This window comes from Azospira sp., assembly GCF_030247495.1.
Classification (GTDB): domain Bacteria; phylum Pseudomonadota; class Gammaproteobacteria; order Burkholderiales; family Rhodocyclaceae; genus Azospira; species Azospira oryzae.
On sequence record NZ_JAOTRW010000005.1, the window covers coordinates 325,835 to 340,697 of the forward strand.

Here is a 14,863-nt window from a genome sequence, read left to right on the forward strand (position 1 = left end):
CTGCACGGCCGGCGCTACCGTGCTAGCCTGAAGGCAAACGGCAGCATGGAAATACCCCACATGTACCTTCCCGACTACGATGGCGGCAGCATCGCCAACCTCATGGCCTCCCTGGCCCGGGCCTGCGGCAGCTGGGCCAGCCCCTGCCCGCCCCTGGCCGAACTGCCCCCGGCCCGCCTGGCCGCCGTCAGCAACCTGGTGCTGATCGTGGTGGACGGCCTCGGCTACGATCTGCTGGCAGAACGCCCCGGACCACTGCGGCCCTATCTGCGCGGCCATCTCACCTCGGTCTTTCCCAGCACCACCGCCGCCGCCATTCCCACCTTCATGACCGGCCTGCCTCCCAGCCGGCACGGCCTCACCGGCTGGCACATGTGGCTGCGGGAAGTGGGCGCCCTGCTCGCCATCCTGCCCCTCAGCGCCCGTCCCGGAGCGCCCCTGGCGGAGCCCCTGCCGCCCCGGGCCGAGCTGCCCCAACGCCTGTTCCGGCACGACACCCTGTACCAGACCATGGACCGCACCAGCTACGTGGTGTCACCCCATTTCATCGCCGACAGCCCCTTCAACCGCTACCACAGCCGGGGCGCCGTGAAGCAGCCCTACCACGGGCTCGACGGCCTCTTCGCCGCCCTCGGGCAGCTCACCGCCAAGGCCGGCCGCAAGTTCGTCTACGGCTACTGGCCCGACTACGACAGCGCCGCCCACGAACACGGCTGCCGCAGCCCCCAGGCCCTGGCCGCCATGGATGCCTTCGCCACGGCCTTCTGCGCCTGGCTGGAGCAGATCCGGGGCAGCGACACCCTGGTCCTGATCACCGCCGACCACGGCTTCATCGACTGCCCGCCGGAGCGGCAGATCGCCCTGGCCGACCATCCCCTGCTGGCCGAATGCCTGGCCCTGCCCCTGTGCGGCGAGCGGCGGGCCGCCTGGTGCTACCTGAAGCCGGGCAAGGCCCCCGTGTTCGAGGCCTACGTGCGCCAGCACCTGGCCCATGCAGCCCGGGCCGTGCCCCGGGAACAGCTGCTGGCCGAAGGCTGGTTCGGGCCCGGCCCCTGCCACCCCGAACTGGCGGCCCGCATCGGCGACTACGCCCTGCTCATGGCCGACGACTGGGTCATCCACGACACCCTGCCCGGGGAAGCGCCCTACACCCTGATCGGCCACCATGGCGGCCTCAGCCCTGCGGAAATGCGGGTGCCCCTGCTGGTGGCCCGGCCCTAGGCTGCGCCCATGCACGCGTGGAACCTGAGCCCGGCCCAGGCCCGGGCGCTGCAGCTGGAACTGGCGACCCGGGTGGAACGGCAGGACCGGCTCGGCCCCCTGCGACGGGTGGCCGGGGTGGACGTGGGCTTCGAGGACGGCGGCGCCGTCACCCGGGCCGCCGTGGCGGTGCTCGACTTCCCCGCCCTGACGCCGGCGGCCCAGGCGGTGGCCCGGGTGCCCACCACCTTTCCCTATGTGCCCGGTCTGCTCTCCTTCCGCGAAGGGCCGGGGGTGCTGGCGGCCCTGGAGCAGCTGGAGGCCCTGCCGGATCTCCTCCTGTGCGACGGTCAGGGCATCGCCCACCCGCGCCGGCTGGGCATCGCCAGCCACCTGGGAGTGCTGCTTGATGTGCCCAGCATCGGTGTCGGCAAAAGCCGGCTCACCGGCTGGCACGAGGCCGTGGGGCCGGAGAAGGGGGACTGGGTGCCCCTGTGGGACAGGCGGGGCGGCAGCGAAGTGATCGGCGCCGTGCTGCGCAGCCGCCGCGGCTGCCTGCCCCTGTACATCTCCATCGGCCACCGGGTCAGCCTGGCCACCGCCATCGAGCTGGTGCTGGCCTGCACGCCCCGCTACCGGCTGCCGGAAACGACGCGTCAGGCCCACCGCCTGGCCTCGGGCTGAGGCCGGCGCCGTGCCGCTGCAAGGGGAAGGTGAAAGGGAAACGGCGCCGGGCGGCTAGTCCCGGGCCGGCTGCTCGGCATCGTTGAGTTCGTAGGCGTCGGCCACGTAGCCGTGGCCCTTCATCAGGACCACGATGATGCAGGCGATGGCCAGGGTGAACACCAAGGTCCAGTGCAGGACGACGACGCTGATGGCCAGGATGTCGGCCGTCTGCAACTGCTTCCCCACCTGGGCCAGGGAGCCTTCCAGGGGCACCAGGCGCATGGCCAGGGCGGCCAGGGCCGGCAGCAGGGTGCCGATGAGGGCGATGCGGGGCAGCTTGCGCAGCAGGGTCCATTCGAAGCCCGAGGCTTCCCGCCGGCTGCCCGGCAGACGATGCAACATGCCCATGATGCCCTCCCGCAGAAACGGTGCCGCCGGCCGGCGGCACCTGTTCCTGAGAATAGCAAAAGGGGCCGGGGGTTCCCCGCGACCCGTTGCCGCAAGCCTCAGTCGGTGACCAGCCCGGCCACCGAGTCGGTCAGGCCCACGGCCAGGGTGCCCAGCTCGGCCACGGCCTGGCTCGAGGCGCGGATGGCGGCGTGGTTCTCCTCGGCCATGTCGGCGATCTCCTGGATGTTGCGGGCGATCTCGGTGCTGGCGTCGCGCTGGCCGGCGGTGGCATCCACGATGTCGCGCACGTGTTCGGCGGAACGGCCCACGGCGTGGCGGATTTCCGCCAGGCTGCGGGACAGCTCCTCCACCCGGCGGGTGCTGCCGTCCACCCGGGCGCTGTTGTCGTCCATGCCGGCCACTGCCTGGTGGATGTCCTGCTGGATGGCGCTGATGGTGCTGCCGATCTCCCGGGTCGAGACGCCGGTGCGGTCGGCCAGCTTGCGCACCTCGTCGGCCACCACGGAAAAGCCGCGGCCGTGCTCACCGGCCCGGGCCGCCTCGATGGCGGCGTTGAGGGCCAGCAGGTTGGTCTGGTCGGCGATCTCCTGGATGGTCTGTACCACCTTGCCGATTTCCCGGCTGCGCTCCTCCAGGCTCTGGATCAGCTGCACGCTCTCGCGCACGCCGCTGACCACGCCGGCCATGTCGGCGGCGGCGGCTTCGGCCTGGACGGCGCCGCGGCCGGCGGCGGTGTCCGCCTCCTCGGTCATGCGCGCCGTCTCCCGGGCGTGTTCCGCCACTTCGGCGACGCTGACGCTCATCTGCTGCACTGCCGCCGCGGTGCGGGCGGCGGCCTCGCTCTGGCGGCCGGAGGCATGTTCCACTTGCTGGCTGGCCCGAGCCAGGTTGTCGCTGGCCTCCACCACGGCGCGGGCCGCCTGGCCGTTGCCGCGGATGAGGCCGGCGAAGGTTTCCGCCATGTGGTTGAAGCTGTGCCCGGCCTCGGCCACCTCGTCGCCGGAGACCAGCTCCACCCGGGCCCGCAGATCGCCGCCGGCCATCACGGCGGCGGCGCCGCGCAGGCTGTGGATGCCGCGCATGATGGAGATGTAGGCCCCGGTAAAGCCGTAGACGATCACCAGCAGCAGCAGGGCGAGGCCCCCCAGCACCAGGTTGCGCACCAGCAGCAGCCTGCCCTGGCGCTCCGCCAGGAGGCCATCGATGGCCGGGGTCAGAGCCCGGGCCAGGTCCAGCACGGCGGCCATGGCCACGTCGCCCCGGGCGGCGTATTCGGCGGCACCGATGTCGAAGTCGGTGGTGTCGATGACCTTGGTGGTGAGCACTTCCTGCAGGCCCAGGGAGGCGGTGCCGACGTTGCCCGCCGGGCCCTCCAGGCCGGCCTTCAGCTCGGGCCGCAGCTGGGCGGCCTTGTCCACGTTCTCCAGGGTCCAGCCGATGAGGGGTTCCAGGCCGCCGCGGACCACCGTCAGCCGATTGCGCAGGCCCGACTTGAGGCGCTTGCGCGCCACCGCGCCAAGACCCGCATCCCGGGCCAGGCCCAGGCTCTCCACCAGCAGCGGCAGCTTCACCGAGAGGGTGTCCACCAGGGCGGCGGCGGCCACGTCACCGTCCCGGCGCAGGCGGCTGCCGTCGGAGATCTGGCCGAGCCACTGGCGGCTCAGCTGGGACAATTCCAGGAAGGCATCGAGGCCGCCGTCCGCCTCGTCTTCCGGACGCAGGGCGGCCACCGCCTGCCAGCGGCCCTGCAGCTCGCCCCAGGCCGGGGCGGGACCGAGGGCGCCGGCCTGTTCCTGGGCCAGCTTGCCGACCCGGGCCAGGGCCTGTTCCACGGCGGCCCGGCGCTGGGGCAGGCGCTGCTGGAAATCCGCCTCGCCGGCGGCAGCGCCCTGGAAGGCACCGTGCAGGTCATGCAGCGCCAGCATCAGTTCCAGGGCCGGCAGCTGCAGGGCCAGCCCGGCCCGCTCCTGCTCCAGCTCGGCCAGGGCGCTCTGGCGGTCCGCCAGCAGCAGGCCGCCGAGGAGGATCAGGGGCAGGGCGAACAGGGCGCCGGTGGCCAGGAGCTTCTGGCGGTAGGAGAGGCGGCCAACCAGCCAGGCGGCGGGGGCGAATAGCGCTTTCATGGAGTCCGGTCCGAAAAAGTGTGACTTTTTTCAGGTTAACGGCCCAATGTGTCACGCCGATGAAATGCGTTTGTAATGATCACGGGCGCAGTGCCCGTCTGTCAGCAAAGAGGGACGGGCCTCTTCAGGACCCCTACCCCATGGTTCAGCACGGACGCGGGCCCGCGGGCATGGCAGCCGAAAAACCTTGCCCCCATTGGCTGACAGCCGGGCATCGTCTCAGTCGCCGGTGGGGGAGATGCGGAACTCCAGCAGGCCGTTGCCCTGACGCAGATGTTCGGCCAGGCGCTCAAAATTGTGCTTGCCGTAGGTCTTGATGATCATGCGGTACTCGTACACGGCGCCGGACTCGGACAGGCGGTAGCTCATGTTGGCGATACTGAAGCCGAAGCCCTGTAGCAGCTGCCGCACCGTATCCTCCACCGGGGCACCGCTGCCCGGATAGCGCAGAACCAAGTGGGCATAGGCCTGGCTCGGCACCCGGTACTCGATCCAGCGGAACAGGGCCAGGGTGCCCAGCACGGCGGCGGTGGAGATGAGGGCGGGAAAGTAGAAGCCGATGCCGTAGAGGATACCCAGGGCGGCGGTGATCCAGATGGAGGCGGCGGTGGTGAGGCCGCGCACCGTCAAGCCTTCCTTGAAGATGACGCCGGCGCCGAGGAAGCCGATGCCGGTCATGATGCCCTGGGCCATGCGGGTGGGATCGGTACGGATGGCTTCCAGGGGCATGGCGGTCATCCAGCGGCCCTGATAGGTGGTGACCACCATCAGCAGGGCCGAGGCCAGGCACACCAGGGCGTGGGTACGGAAGCCGGCGGGCCGGCCGTGGAAGCTGCGCTCCAGTCCCACCAGACTGCCGGCGACCCAGGCGCTGCCCAGGTGCAGGATGATTTCCAGGTAGTCGTTGGACATGGCATTCCTCCCTCTGGCTCAAGGGGAAAAAATGCCACCGCGCCGAAAGCGGGGCAAGCCCGGGTTTACCCCGGAGCGTGCTGGGGACTCAGGCCGTGCGGCCGGGACGGGGCAGGCCGGCAACCAGGGCGGAGAGGCGCTCCAGGCCGGGAATGCGGCCGACGCTGGGGGGCCACTCGATGGCGTCGAGCATGTTCTTCACCACCAGGCCCAGTTCGGTGTCGCCTTCGATGGAGAGCTGGCGATTGAAGAACAGGGTGTCCGGGTCCTCCTGGCGGCTGACCAGCTGCAGGTAGGCGGAGAGGTCGGCGCGGAAGGTCAGGTCGGGCTCGCCGGCGGCGCCGAAGACGGGACGGAACCAGCCGTTGGCGTAGGTGAAGCGGGCTTCGCCGCCGGTGTCGTTCACCGCCACCAGGAAGGTCTTGCCCGCCAGGCTCTGCAGGCTGTCTTCCGGCAACAGCTTCAGCTTGGCCGCGGTGTTGAGGCCGGAGACCAGGGCCAGGGCGTGGGGCCACTGGGGCAGGCGGGCACCGATCTTGGCGACGAACTCGGGCAGCTTGAAGGTGGGAATGGTGAAGTGGCTCATGTCAGGCTCCTGCATGCAGTTCGGTGGTGGCCGCCGCTGCCAGATCGATGCCGGCGCGGCCGAACCAGTAGCCGTCGCACAGGCCGTGCTCGGCCCACTGGGGCTGTTCCGCCACCTCTTCGCCGCGGCGGGCGCGCTCGAAGGCGGCGACGATGGCGGCAGTATGCGCCGGTTGGGGGCTGATGCGCACGGCGTCGATGCCCATCTGCGACAGTTCGGGCATCAGGTGCAGCAGGCTGTAGGTCTGGGCCGACATGGTCTGGATGCCGTTGATGACCAGGAAGGGCTGCTTTTCCCGGGTCAGCAGGGTCAGGCCCTCGCTGTGGTCCAGGCACTTGAACTGGCAGTCGTCCTTGTTCAGGTTGTAGTGCCGGGCGGTGAAGCAGCGGGCGGAGAAGGCCAGGGGAATCTTGCCGAAGGCGAAGACCTCCGTCTCCATGCCTGCCGGACGCGCCTGGTGCAGGGTCTGCACCAGTTCCCGGGTCGCCTCCAGGGGCGGCACCCAGCGCTTGGCGCCGAGGCCGGCGAAGTAGGCCAGGGCCGATTCGTTGTAGATGTTGAGGTGGGGGCCGCAGACGAAGGGCAGCTGCTTTTCCCGAGCCAGGCTGACGGCGCCCAGGTCGTTGGCCTCGAGGGAGCAGTTGCCCTCCTCCACCAGACGGCGCAGGGCCTTCAGGTCGCTTTCCGATTCCAGCAGGGCCTGGGCCGAGATCACCACCTCCTTGCCCGATTCGGCCAGGTCCCTGGCCAGGCCGATCCAGTCGCTGGTGCGCAGCTGCTGGCGGCGGGAGCACACCACTTCGCCCAGGTAGATGCGGTCCAGGGGCGTCTCCAGCATGGAGGCGTAGAAATTCATCACTTCCTGCTTGGGCCAGAACCACAGCAGGGGGCCGAGGGAGAGTTTCATGGTCATGTTCGTGCTTTCCTCTCTCAGCGCCAGGGCCGGTTGTAGGCGCCCAGGGTGGCCTGGTGGCCCTCGGAAACCTTGGTCAGTTCGGCCTGCCAGGAAGGCTTGACGCTGTAGCGGTCGTTGCCGTCCTTGAGGCTGTCCAGGGCGGCACGCAGGGTGCGGGTGACCTGGGTGACGTAGGCGGGGCTGCGCTGGCGGCCTTCGACCTTGATGGCGCGGACGCCGATCTTGACGATCTCCGGCAGCACCGAGAGGACGTTGAGGGAGGTGGGTTCCTCCAGGGCGTAGTAGGTCTCGCCCTGGACTTCGAAGCGGCCCTTGCACAGGGTCGGGTAGCCGGCGTTTTCCTGGTCGCCGTAGCTGTCGATGAGGATGCCGTTGAGGCGGGCGTCCATGCGGCCCGGATTCTTTTCCCAGCGCACGTACTTGGCCGGGGAACAGGCGCCGACGGTGTTGGGGGATTCGCCGCAGGCGTAGGAAGAAAGCCAGCAGCGGCCCTCGTTCATGACGCAGAGGCTGCCGAAGCCGAACACCTCGATCTCCACCGGGGTGTTCTTGATGACGTGCTCCACCTGGGCCAGGGTCAGCACCCGGGGCAGCACGGCGCGGCGGATGCCGAATTCCTTGTGGCAGAAATTGACCGCCTCGTAATTGGTGGCGGAACCCTGCACGGAGAGGTGCAGGTTGAGGTCCGGGTATTTCTCCCGGGCGTAGGCCAGCAGGCCCACGTCGGCCAGGATCAGGGCGTCCACGCCGAGGCCGGCGGCCACGTCCACCGCCTCCCGCCAGGCCTGCACGCGGCCGGGCTGGGCATAGGTGTTGAGGGCCAGCAGCACTTCCTTGCCGCGGCTCTGGGCGTAATGCAGCCCTTCGGCCATGGTCTTCTCGTCGAAATTGAGGCCGGCGAAGTTGCGGGCGTTGGTGTCGTTCTTGAAGCCCAGGTAGACGGTGTCGGCGCCGTTATCGACGGCGGCTTTGAGCGCCGGCAGGCTGCCGGCGGGGCAGACCAGTTCGGGCAAGGGATTGTTCGACATGGCAAAAATGGAGAATCCGGGGAAGCCGGGAGTATAGCCCCGCCCCCGCGCAACCCCTTGATTTCGGTCAAACAGGGGGCAGGGAGCGCCCGGCGGACTGCAGCCGGGCCGGGGCAAACGTGTAAGCTGATGCGCTCCCCATGCCCCGAATGAATCCCATGAAGTGCGTCGATGCAGCCTGGAAAGCCCATGAGGCGGAACTGATGCGGTTCATCGCCGCCCGCCTGCCCGACCGGGAGGAGGCCCGGGACCTGCTCCAGGAGGTTTTCCTGCGGGCGCTGCGGCAACCCGATGCCCTGTGCGGAGTGGAAAATCCCCGGGCCTGGCTGTTCCAGGTGGCCCGCAACCTGCTGATCGACCGCTTCCGCCTGCAGCGGCAGCAATTGCCCCTGGACGAAGACTGGCCCGCCGCCGAGAGCCCCGAAGTCCCCCCGGTGGACAGGCTGGCCGACTGCCTGCCCCGGGTTCTCGGCGAACTGGCGGAGGCCGACCGGGAGGCCATCCGCCTGTGCGACATCGAAGGCCTGAGCCAGCAGGAGTTCGCCCAGCGCCAGGGACTCTCCCTGGCCGCGGCCAAGTCCCGCGTGCAAAGGGCCCGCCGCCGGCTGCGGGCCCGCCTGGTGCAGGCCTGCCAGGTGCGTTTCGACGGCGAAGGCCAGGTCTGCTGCTTCGTGCCCCGGCCGCCCCTCCTTCCCCGGGATTAGCTGCATCCTTTTTGCCCCTGCTTCGTCTTCTGTGCGAGATGCCCCGTTGCCGGCCACGGCCGGGGCCAACACCGCCTTTCGCGAACAGGAGTGAAGATGAATGTGGAAATGAACACGGCGGCCCCGGCAAGGGGCCTGGGATGGCGCTGGCTATGCGGCACGGCGGCAGCCGCCGGACTTTGGTTCTGGCTCTACGGCAATCTGACGGCCATGGCCGATTTCGTCGTTGCCGCCCTGGGACAGAGCCGTCAGACGGCCCTGGGCGAAGCCCTGCACTTCTTCGTCTATGACACGCCCAAGGTCCTGCTGCTGCTGACCGGCATCGTCTTCCTGATGGGCGTGATCCAGACCTTCTTCGCACCGGAGCGCACCCGCGCCCTGCTCTCCGGCAGGCGCACCGGGGTGGGCAACGTCCTGGCGGCCTGCCTGGGCATCGTCACGCCCTTCTGCTCCTGCTCCGCCGTGCCCTTTTTCATCGGCTTCCTCTCGGCGGGCGTGCCCCTGGGAGTGACCTTTTCGTTCCTCATCGCCGCCCCCATGATCAACGAGGTGGCCCTGGCCCTGCTCTTCGGCATGTTCGGCTGGCAGGTGGCCCTGCTCTACCTGGGACTGGGGCTGCTGGTCGCCATCCTGGCCGGACTGGTGATCGGCCACCTGAAGATGGAGGCCCACCTGGAAGACTGGGTGCGGGCGATCCAGGCGGGCGCCCCCGCCAGCTTTGCCGGCGGCGGCATGAGCTGGGTGCAGCGGGGCCGCACCGGCCTGGACCATGTGCGGGACATCGTCGCCAAGGTGTGGCCCTACGTGGTGGCCGGCATCGCCCTGGGCGCGGGCATCCACGGCTACGTGCCGGAGGACTTCATGGCCTCCTTCATGGGCAAGGACGTGTGGTGGGCGGTGCCGGCGGCAGTCGTGCTCGGCGTGCCCATGTACACCAACGCGGCCGGCATCATCCCGGTGGTGGAGGCCCTCATCGGCAAGGGCGCGGCCCTGGGCACGGTCCTGGCCTTCATGATGAGCGTCATCGCCCTTTCGGCGCCGGAGATGATCATTCTGCGCAAGGCCCTCAAGCCCCGCCTGATCGCCACTTTCGCCGGCGTGGTGGCCCTGGGCATCCTCCTCGTCGGTTACGTCTTCAACGCCGTTCTATAAGGAAGCATGATGAAAGAAGTGAAAGTCCTGGGCACGGGCTGTGCCAAATGCAAGACCCTGGCGGCCATGGTGGAACAGGCGGCCGTGCGGACCGGCACCGCCATCAATCTGGAAAAGGTCGAGGACATGGCCCGCATCATCGGCTACGGCGTCATGGCGACACCGGCCCTGGTCATCGAGGGCCGGGTGGTCCACAGCGGCAGCCTGCCGGAGGCGGAGACGATCGACCGGCTGCTGCAGGAATCCTGATATTTCCGGTCCGCCAGGTGCCGGCGGCGTACCAATGAAAAACCGGCTCCGGGTCGCCCCGGGCCGGTTTTCTCTTTTGATTGTTTCTCTGTTGGGGAGGTACGGAAGCTGGGAGAGTTACACCCCCGTACCGGTGCGACGAAACCGTGCAAGCTTTGCTGTCACGACCCGCCTTCGCTCCCCGTCGCACGGGAGAGTCGGCAGACCGGCGCTCAGAATTTGACCGCGATGTCCTCGTCCAGCAGCATGTACTGGCAGGCCAGGCGCCAGCCCGGGGCCAGGTCCTTCACCACCAGTTCGTCCAGCTCGGCCTGCTTGACCTTGCCGGCCAGCACCAGGGCGGTCTTTTCCTTTTCCGTCAGGTGGGCGGCCATGGGCTGCTTGTTGCCCAGGTGCAGCACTTCCACGGCGCAGGAGCCGCAGTTGCCGTCCTGGCACTCGAAATCCACGGGGATCTTGTGTTCCTTGGCCAGGCCGAGGATGGTGGAACGGTTGCCGGCCACGGCATACACGGTCACGTCCTTCTTCTGCTTGGGGGAGGAAAACGTCACGTTCGGCATTGAATCACTCCTGTAAAAAAATCCCGCCCGCCATCGAAGACCTGATGGACGGGCGGGCAGATCGTCACCGCACGACGTCGAAACTGGTGCCCTTCGGATCCTTGTCGAGCACGTCGAAGATCTTGTCGAGGATCTTCACGAGCACGTTGAGGCCGCCCTGGTAACCCCAGATGGGGAAGCGATGGTGGTGGTGCCGGTCGAAGATCGGGAAGCCGATCCGGATCAGGGGCACGCCCGTGTCACGCTCCAGGAACTTGCCGTAGGAGGAGCCGATGAGGAAGTCGGAAGGCTCGGTGGCGAGCAGGGAACGCATGTGCCACAGGTCCTTGCCGGCGTAGATCTTGGCTTCCTTGCCGAAGGGGCTGGCTTCCAGCAGGGCGCCGAGCTTGGTCTCGAAGTCCTTGGTGGAATTGGTGACCACGATGTGCTTGGGCTCGGCGCCGACTTCCAGGAGGAAGCTGACCAGGCCGTAGACCATGTCGGGGTCGCCGAACAGGGAGAAGCTCTTGCCGTGCAGATAGGCCTGGGAGTCGGCGATGGCGTCCACCAGACGGCCCCGTTCCTTTTCCAGCTCGGCCGGGATGGCCTTGCCGGTGACGCGGGAGACTTCCATGAGGAAGGCATCGGTGGCGGTGACGCCCACCGGGTTGTGGAAGGCGACGACTTCCTGGCCCTTTTCCTTGATGAACTCGCCGGTCTTGGCCGTGGAGAAGCCCTGCAGCAGGAAGGTGGCCTTGGCATTGACGGCGGCAATGCCGTCGTCGATCTTGGTGCCGCCGTCGTACATACGGAATTCGCCGTCGGCCGGGGTATCGAAGACGTCGGAGGGATCGGAGAGGACGGTGAAATCCACACCCATCAGGCCCAGCAGGCGCTTGATTTCCCGGTTGTTGCCGACGCAGTAGCCGTCGAAGCCGCCGTTCACGTTGATGGCGGCGCCTTCCTTGCGTTCCTGGCCGGCCCACAGGTTGGTCAGCACGCCCTTGAGCATGTTGTCGTAGCCGGTGATGTGGCTGCCGACGAAGGACGGGGTGTGGGCGAAGGGCACGCGGAAGTCTTCCGGAATGGAGCCCTTCTGCTTGGCGTTCTTGATGAAGCCGTCCAGGTCGTCGCCGATCACCTCGGCCATGCAGGTGGTGGAGACGGCGATCATCTTCGGCTTGTACAGCGCGTGGGCGTTTGCCAGGCCGTCGATCATGTTGTTCAGGCCGCCGAACACGGCCGCGTCTTCCGTCATGGAGTCGGAAACGCAGGAGGAAGGCTCCTTGAAGTGACGGTTCAGGTGGGAACGGAAGTAGGCGACGCAGCCTTGGGAACCATGCACATAGGGCAGGGTGCCTTCGAAGCCGGAGGCGCAGAGGACTGCGCCCAGGGGCTGGCAGGCCTTGGCCGGATTGACGGTCAGGGCTTCGCGCTTGAAGTTGATTTCCCGGTATTCCCAGGACTTGGTGAAGGCCTCGACTTCCTTGACCTTGTCGGCGGAAGCGCAGTCCTCGAACTGCTTCTTGCGGGCCATCAGGTCCTGGTATTCGGGCTGTTTGAACAGCTCGTTGTGGTCGAGCACTTTCTCAGCGGATTGCGGCATTTTGAATCTCCTTTTTACGCGCCGGGCGGTCATCCCCGCACCGACAGCGCTTCAAGTTTCCGGCTCCCCTAACCCTCTGCCGACCGGCAGCAGGCATGGGAGACGGACTTCGTACTTGCAGGCGGCCTGGGCTTACTTCTTCCAGGGGGCCTTGGTCATGCTCCAGACCGGGCTGTTGATGGCCATGTCCATGTCGCGGGCGAAGATGGCGAAGCCGTCGTAGCCGTGATACGGGCCGGAGTAGTCCCAGGAGTGCATCTGGCGGAAGGGGATGCCCATCTTCTGGAAGATGTACTTTTCCTTGACGCCGGAACCCACCAGGTCGGGACGGATCTTTTCGGCGAACTTCTCGAACTCGAAGCCGGTCACGTCGTCGTAGATCAGGGTGCCGTCTTTGACGTAGTGGGTGGTGCGCTGGTAGTCGTCGCCGTGGGCGAATTCGTAACCGGCACCGACCACTTCCATGCCCAGGTCCTCATAGGCGCCGACCACGTGACGGGGACGCAGGCCGCCCACGTACAGCATGACCTTCTTGCCCGTCAGGCGCGGCTTGTACTTGGCGATGATGCCGTCCACCATGGCCTGGTACTTGGCGATGACCTTCTCGGCGTTTTCCTTGATCGTGTCGTCGAAGTGGGAAGCGATTTCCCGCAGGGAGGCAGCGATCTTGGAGGGGCCGAAGAAGTTGTACTCGACCCAGGGAATGCCGTACTTCTCTTCCATGTGCCGGCTGATGTAGTTCATGGAACGGTAGCAGTGCAGCAGGTTGAGCTTGGCCTTGGGGGTCTTTTCCATTTCCGCCAGGGTGCCGTCGCCGGACCACTGGGCGATCACGCGCAGGCCCATCTCTTCCAGCAGGATGCGGGAGGACCAGGCGTCGCCGCCGATGTTGTAGTCGCCGATGATGGTGACGTCGTAGGGGGTGGATTCGAAGCCCTTGTTGTCGGCCTTGTCCAGGACCCAGTCGCGCACCATGTCGTTGGCGATGTGGTGGCCCAGGGACTGGGAGACGCCGCGGAAGCCTTCGCAACGCACCGGCACGATGGTCTTGGAGATTTCCTTGGTCTTCTTCTTGGCCACGGCCTCGATGTCGTCACCGATGAGGCCGATGGGACATTCGGACTGGATGGAGATGCCGCGGGCCAGGGGGAAGATTTCCGTGATCTCGTCGATCACCTTGTCCAGCTTCTTGTCGCCGCCGAAGACGATGTCCTTCTCCTGGAAGTCGGAGGTGACCTGCAGGACGGTGAAGTTGTCCACGCCGACGGTGCCGGAGGCGTAGTTGCGACGGGTGCCCCAGGAGTACTGGCCGCAGCCCACGGGACCGTGGGAGATGTGCACCATGTCCTTGATCGGGCCCCACACCACGCCCTTGGAGCCGGCATAGGCACAACCGCGGATGGTCATGACGCCGGGCAGGGACTTGATGTTGGACTTCACGCCGCAGTCGGGCTTGCCCTCTTCGTACACGTTGAGGTGCTTGGCGCGCTTCTTGGCGGCCTTCTCCGGGTAGGCTTCGAGCACCTCCTGGATCAGCGCCTGGTTGCGCGTTTTGTCGTCGAGTACCGCACTCATGTGATTCTCCTAAATATTGCGTTAGCCACAGAGATCACAGAGAGCACAGAGTTTTTTCGGGCGTCACAGTTGCTCCGTGACCTCTGCGCCCCCTGTGGCTCGTAGTCTTCAAGCGGCGGACTTGGACTTGCCGACGATGGACTCGTCTTCCTTGCTCATGATGCCGAACTCGAGCAGCAGGTCTTCCAGCTCGTCCATGGAGATGGGGGTGGGGATCACGCCGTTGCCGGCATTGGCATGGACCTTCTGGGCCAGGGCGCGGTATTCGCCGGCCTGCTTGGACTCGGGGTCGTACTCCAGCACGGTCATGCGGCGCAGTTCGGCGTGCTGCACCACGTTGTCGCGGGGGACGAAGTGGATCAGCTTGGTGCCGAGCTTCTTGGCCAGGGCGTCGGCCAGCTCGTATTCCTTGTCGGTCTTACGCTCGTTGCAGATCAGACCGCCCAGACGCACGCCGCCGGCATTGGCGTACTTCAGGATGCCCTTGGAGATGTTGTTGGCGGCGTACATGGCCATCATTTCGCCGGACATGACGATGTAGATTTCCTGGGCCTTGTTCTCGCGGATGGGCATGGCGAAGCCGCCACACACCACGTCGCCCAGCACGTCGTAGGAAACGTAGTCCACGCCGTCGTAGGCGCCGTTCTCTTCGAGGAAGTTGATGGCGGTGATAACGCCGCGGCCGGCGCAGCCGACGCCGGGTTCCGGACCGCCGGACTCAACGCAGCGGATGTCGCGGTAACCCACCTTCAGCACGTCTTCCAGTTCCAGGTCTTCCACGGAGCCGGCGTCGGCAGCCAGGGAGAGCACGGTGTCCTGGGCCTTGGCGTGCAGGATCAGACGGGTGGAGTCGGCCTTCGGGTCGCAGCCGACGATGAGGATCTTTTGGCCCATTTCAGCCAGGGCCGCCAGGGTGTTTTGGGAGGTGGTGGATTTGCCGATGCCACCCTTGCCGTAGAAGGCGATTTGACGCAATGCACTCATTTCATTTCCCCTCGATGGTTGAAGTCACAAAATCAATCCCGGCGGTGCCAGGCTTGACCTACTATGGCAAGGGCCGTGCCAGGTCCTCGTTTGCGCCGCAATGCCTTGATACGACTGGAAAATGTGTTTTGTACCGGGCCCTCGCGGCCATGTTGCGAACACGACAAAGGCCCCCGCCCCTGTCGTAAAGACCGCATTCCCCGGCCCCGGAC

The 14,863-nt window shown here is 67.1% G+C and carries 15 protein-coding genes; 5 read left to right on the plus strand and 10 right to left on the minus strand.

What is annotated here, in order from left to right:
* Positions 1-45: 45 nt before the first annotated feature.
* A complete protein-coding gene (locus OEL49_RS09650) occupies positions 46-1,221 on the plus strand; it encodes an alkaline phosphatase family protein (protein ID WP_043797770.1) in 1,176 nt (391 codons plus the stop codon).
* 9 nt (positions 1,222-1,230) lie between these two features.
* Positions 1,231-1,884: a deoxyribonuclease V gene (gene nfi / locus OEL49_RS09655; RefSeq protein WP_014236074.1), complete on the plus strand. Its 654-nt coding sequence runs from the start codon at positions 1,231-1,233 to the stop codon at positions 1,882-1,884.
* 54 nt (positions 1,885-1,938) lie between these two features.
* On the opposite strand, the gene OEL49_RS09660 is transcribed toward nfi, so the two are convergent.
* The 6 genes from OEL49_RS09660 to ubiU form a co-directional block, all read right to left on the minus strand.
* The gene (locus OEL49_RS09660; protein WP_014236073.1) at positions 1,939-2,274 is read right to left on the minus strand and encodes a hypothetical protein; all 336 of its coding nucleotides are present in this window, start codon (positions 2,272-2,274) and stop codon (positions 1,939-1,941) included.
* A 98-nt stretch (positions 2,275-2,372) separates the two neighbouring features.
* A complete protein-coding gene (locus OEL49_RS09665) occupies positions 2,373-4,400 on the minus strand; it encodes a methyl-accepting chemotaxis protein (protein ID WP_152090258.1) in 2,028 nt (675 codons plus the stop codon).
* Positions 4,401-4,619: 219 nt separating this feature from the next.
* Positions 4,620-5,312: an MgtC/SapB family protein gene (locus OEL49_RS09670; RefSeq protein ID WP_014236071.1), complete on the minus strand. Its 693-nt coding sequence runs from the start codon at positions 5,310-5,312 to the stop codon at positions 4,620-4,622.
* Between the two features lie 88 nt (positions 5,313-5,400).
* The gene (gene ubiT / locus OEL49_RS09675) at positions 5,401-5,898 is read right to left on the minus strand and encodes a ubiquinone anaerobic biosynthesis accessory factor UbiT (RefSeq protein ID WP_014236070.1); all 498 of its coding nucleotides are present in this window, start codon (positions 5,896-5,898) and stop codon (positions 5,401-5,403) included.
* Position 5,899: 1 nt separating this feature from the next.
* Complete coding sequence (locus OEL49_RS09680; protein ID WP_014236069.1) at positions 5,900-6,811, minus strand: U32 family peptidase; 912 nt, start codon at positions 6,809-6,811, stop codon at positions 5,900-5,902.
* A 17-nt stretch (positions 6,812-6,828) separates the two neighbouring features.
* Positions 6,829-7,842 (minus strand): ubiquinone anaerobic biosynthesis protein UbiU, encoded by a 1,014-nt coding sequence (ubiU, locus tag OEL49_RS09685; RefSeq protein WP_130459545.1) that lies wholly within the window; start codon positions 7,840-7,842, stop codon positions 6,829-6,831.
* A gap of 140 nt (positions 7,843-7,982) precedes the next feature.
* On the opposite strand from ubiU, the gene sigZ reads away from it, so the two are divergent.
* From sigZ to OEL49_RS09700, 3 genes are all read left to right on the plus strand, one after another.
* A complete protein-coding gene (gene sigZ / locus OEL49_RS09690; RefSeq protein ID WP_287874546.1) occupies positions 7,983-8,546 on the plus strand; it encodes an RNA polymerase sigma factor SigZ in 564 nt (187 codons plus the stop codon).
* A 96-nt stretch (positions 8,547-8,642) separates the two neighbouring features.
* Positions 8,643-9,698, plus strand: coding sequence for a permease (locus tag OEL49_RS09695; protein ID WP_287874548.1), 1,056 nt, complete (start codon positions 8,643-8,645; stop codon positions 9,696-9,698).
* Positions 9,699-9,707: 9 nt separating this feature from the next.
* On the plus strand, positions 9,708-9,947 hold the full coding sequence (locus tag OEL49_RS09700; protein ID WP_287874550.1) for a thioredoxin family protein: 240 nt from the start codon (positions 9,708-9,710) through the stop codon (positions 9,945-9,947).
* A gap of 212 nt (positions 9,948-10,159) precedes the next feature.
* On the opposite strand, the gene OEL49_RS09705 is transcribed toward OEL49_RS09700, so the two are convergent.
* The 4 genes from OEL49_RS09705 to nifH all read right to left on the minus strand — a co-directional run bounded on the left by OEL49_RS09705 (position 10,160) and on the right by nifH (position 14,651).
* A complete protein-coding gene (locus OEL49_RS09705) occupies positions 10,160-10,507 on the minus strand; it encodes a 2Fe-2S iron-sulfur cluster-binding protein (protein ID WP_014236064.1) in 348 nt (115 codons plus the stop codon).
* Positions 10,508-10,571: 64 nt separating this feature from the next.
* Positions 10,572-12,092, minus strand: a complete 1,521-nt coding sequence (gene nifK, locus OEL49_RS09710) for a nitrogenase molybdenum-iron protein subunit beta (protein ID WP_014236063.1) — start codon at positions 12,090-12,092, stop codon at positions 10,572-10,574.
* A 132-nt stretch (positions 12,093-12,224) separates the two neighbouring features.
* Positions 12,225-13,667: a nitrogenase molybdenum-iron protein alpha chain gene (gene nifD, locus OEL49_RS09715; protein ID WP_014236062.1), complete on the minus strand. Its 1,443-nt coding sequence runs from the start codon at positions 13,665-13,667 to the stop codon at positions 12,225-12,227.
* Positions 13,668-13,775: 108 nt separating this feature from the next.
* Complete coding sequence (nifH, locus tag OEL49_RS09720; protein ID WP_014236061.1) at positions 13,776-14,651, minus strand: nitrogenase iron protein; 876 nt, start codon at positions 14,649-14,651, stop codon at positions 13,776-13,778.
* Positions 14,652-14,863 lie beyond the last annotated feature (212 nt).

Bases quoted from the DNA above. Each gene is read 5' to 3' on its own strand.
- OEL49_RS09650 (WP_043797770.1), top strand. From the start codon at position 46: ATGGAAATACCCCACATGTACCTTCCCGACTACGATGGCGGCAGCATC.
- nfi (WP_014236074.1), top strand. From the start codon at position 1,231: ATGCACGCGTGGAACCTGAGCCCGGCCCAGGCCCGGGCGCTGCAGCTG.
- OEL49_RS09660 (WP_014236073.1), bottom strand. From the start codon at position 2,274: ATGGGCATGTTGCATCGTCTGCCGGGCAGCCGGCGGGAAGCCTCGGGC.
- OEL49_RS09665 (WP_152090258.1), bottom strand. From the start codon at position 4,400: ATGAAAGCGCTATTCGCCCCCGCCGCCTGGCTGGTTGGCCGCCTCTCC.
- OEL49_RS09670 (WP_014236071.1), bottom strand. From the start codon at position 5,312: ATGTCCAACGACTACCTGGAAATCATCCTGCACCTGGGCAGCGCCTGG.
- ubiT (WP_014236070.1), bottom strand. From the start codon at position 5,898: ATGAGCCACTTCACCATTCCCACCTTCAAGCTGCCCGAGTTCGTCGCC.
- OEL49_RS09680 (WP_014236069.1), bottom strand. From the start codon at position 6,811: ATGACCATGAAACTCTCCCTCGGCCCCCTGCTGTGGTTCTGGCCCAAG.
- ubiU (WP_130459545.1), bottom strand. From the start codon at position 7,842: ATGTCGAACAATCCCTTGCCCGAACTGGTCTGCCCCGCCGGCAGCCTG.
- sigZ (WP_287874546.1), top strand. From the start codon at position 7,983: ATGCCCCGAATGAATCCCATGAAGTGCGTCGATGCAGCCTGGAAAGCC.
- OEL49_RS09695 (WP_287874548.1), top strand. From the start codon at position 8,643: ATGAATGTGGAAATGAACACGGCGGCCCCGGCAAGGGGCCTGGGATGG.
- OEL49_RS09700 (WP_287874550.1), top strand. From the start codon at position 9,708: ATGAAAGAAGTGAAAGTCCTGGGCACGGGCTGTGCCAAATGCAAGACC.
- OEL49_RS09705 (WP_014236064.1), bottom strand. From the start codon at position 10,507: ATGCCGAACGTGACGTTTTCCTCCCCCAAGCAGAAGAAGGACGTGACC.
- nifK (WP_014236063.1), bottom strand. From the start codon at position 12,092: ATGCCGCAATCCGCTGAGAAAGTGCTCGACCACAACGAGCTGTTCAAA.
- nifD (WP_014236062.1), bottom strand. From the start codon at position 13,667: ATGAGTGCGGTACTCGACGACAAAACGCGCAACCAGGCGCTGATCCAG.
- nifH (WP_014236061.1), bottom strand. From the start codon at position 14,651: ATGAGTGCATTGCGTCAAATCGCCTTCTACGGCAAGGGTGGCATCGGC.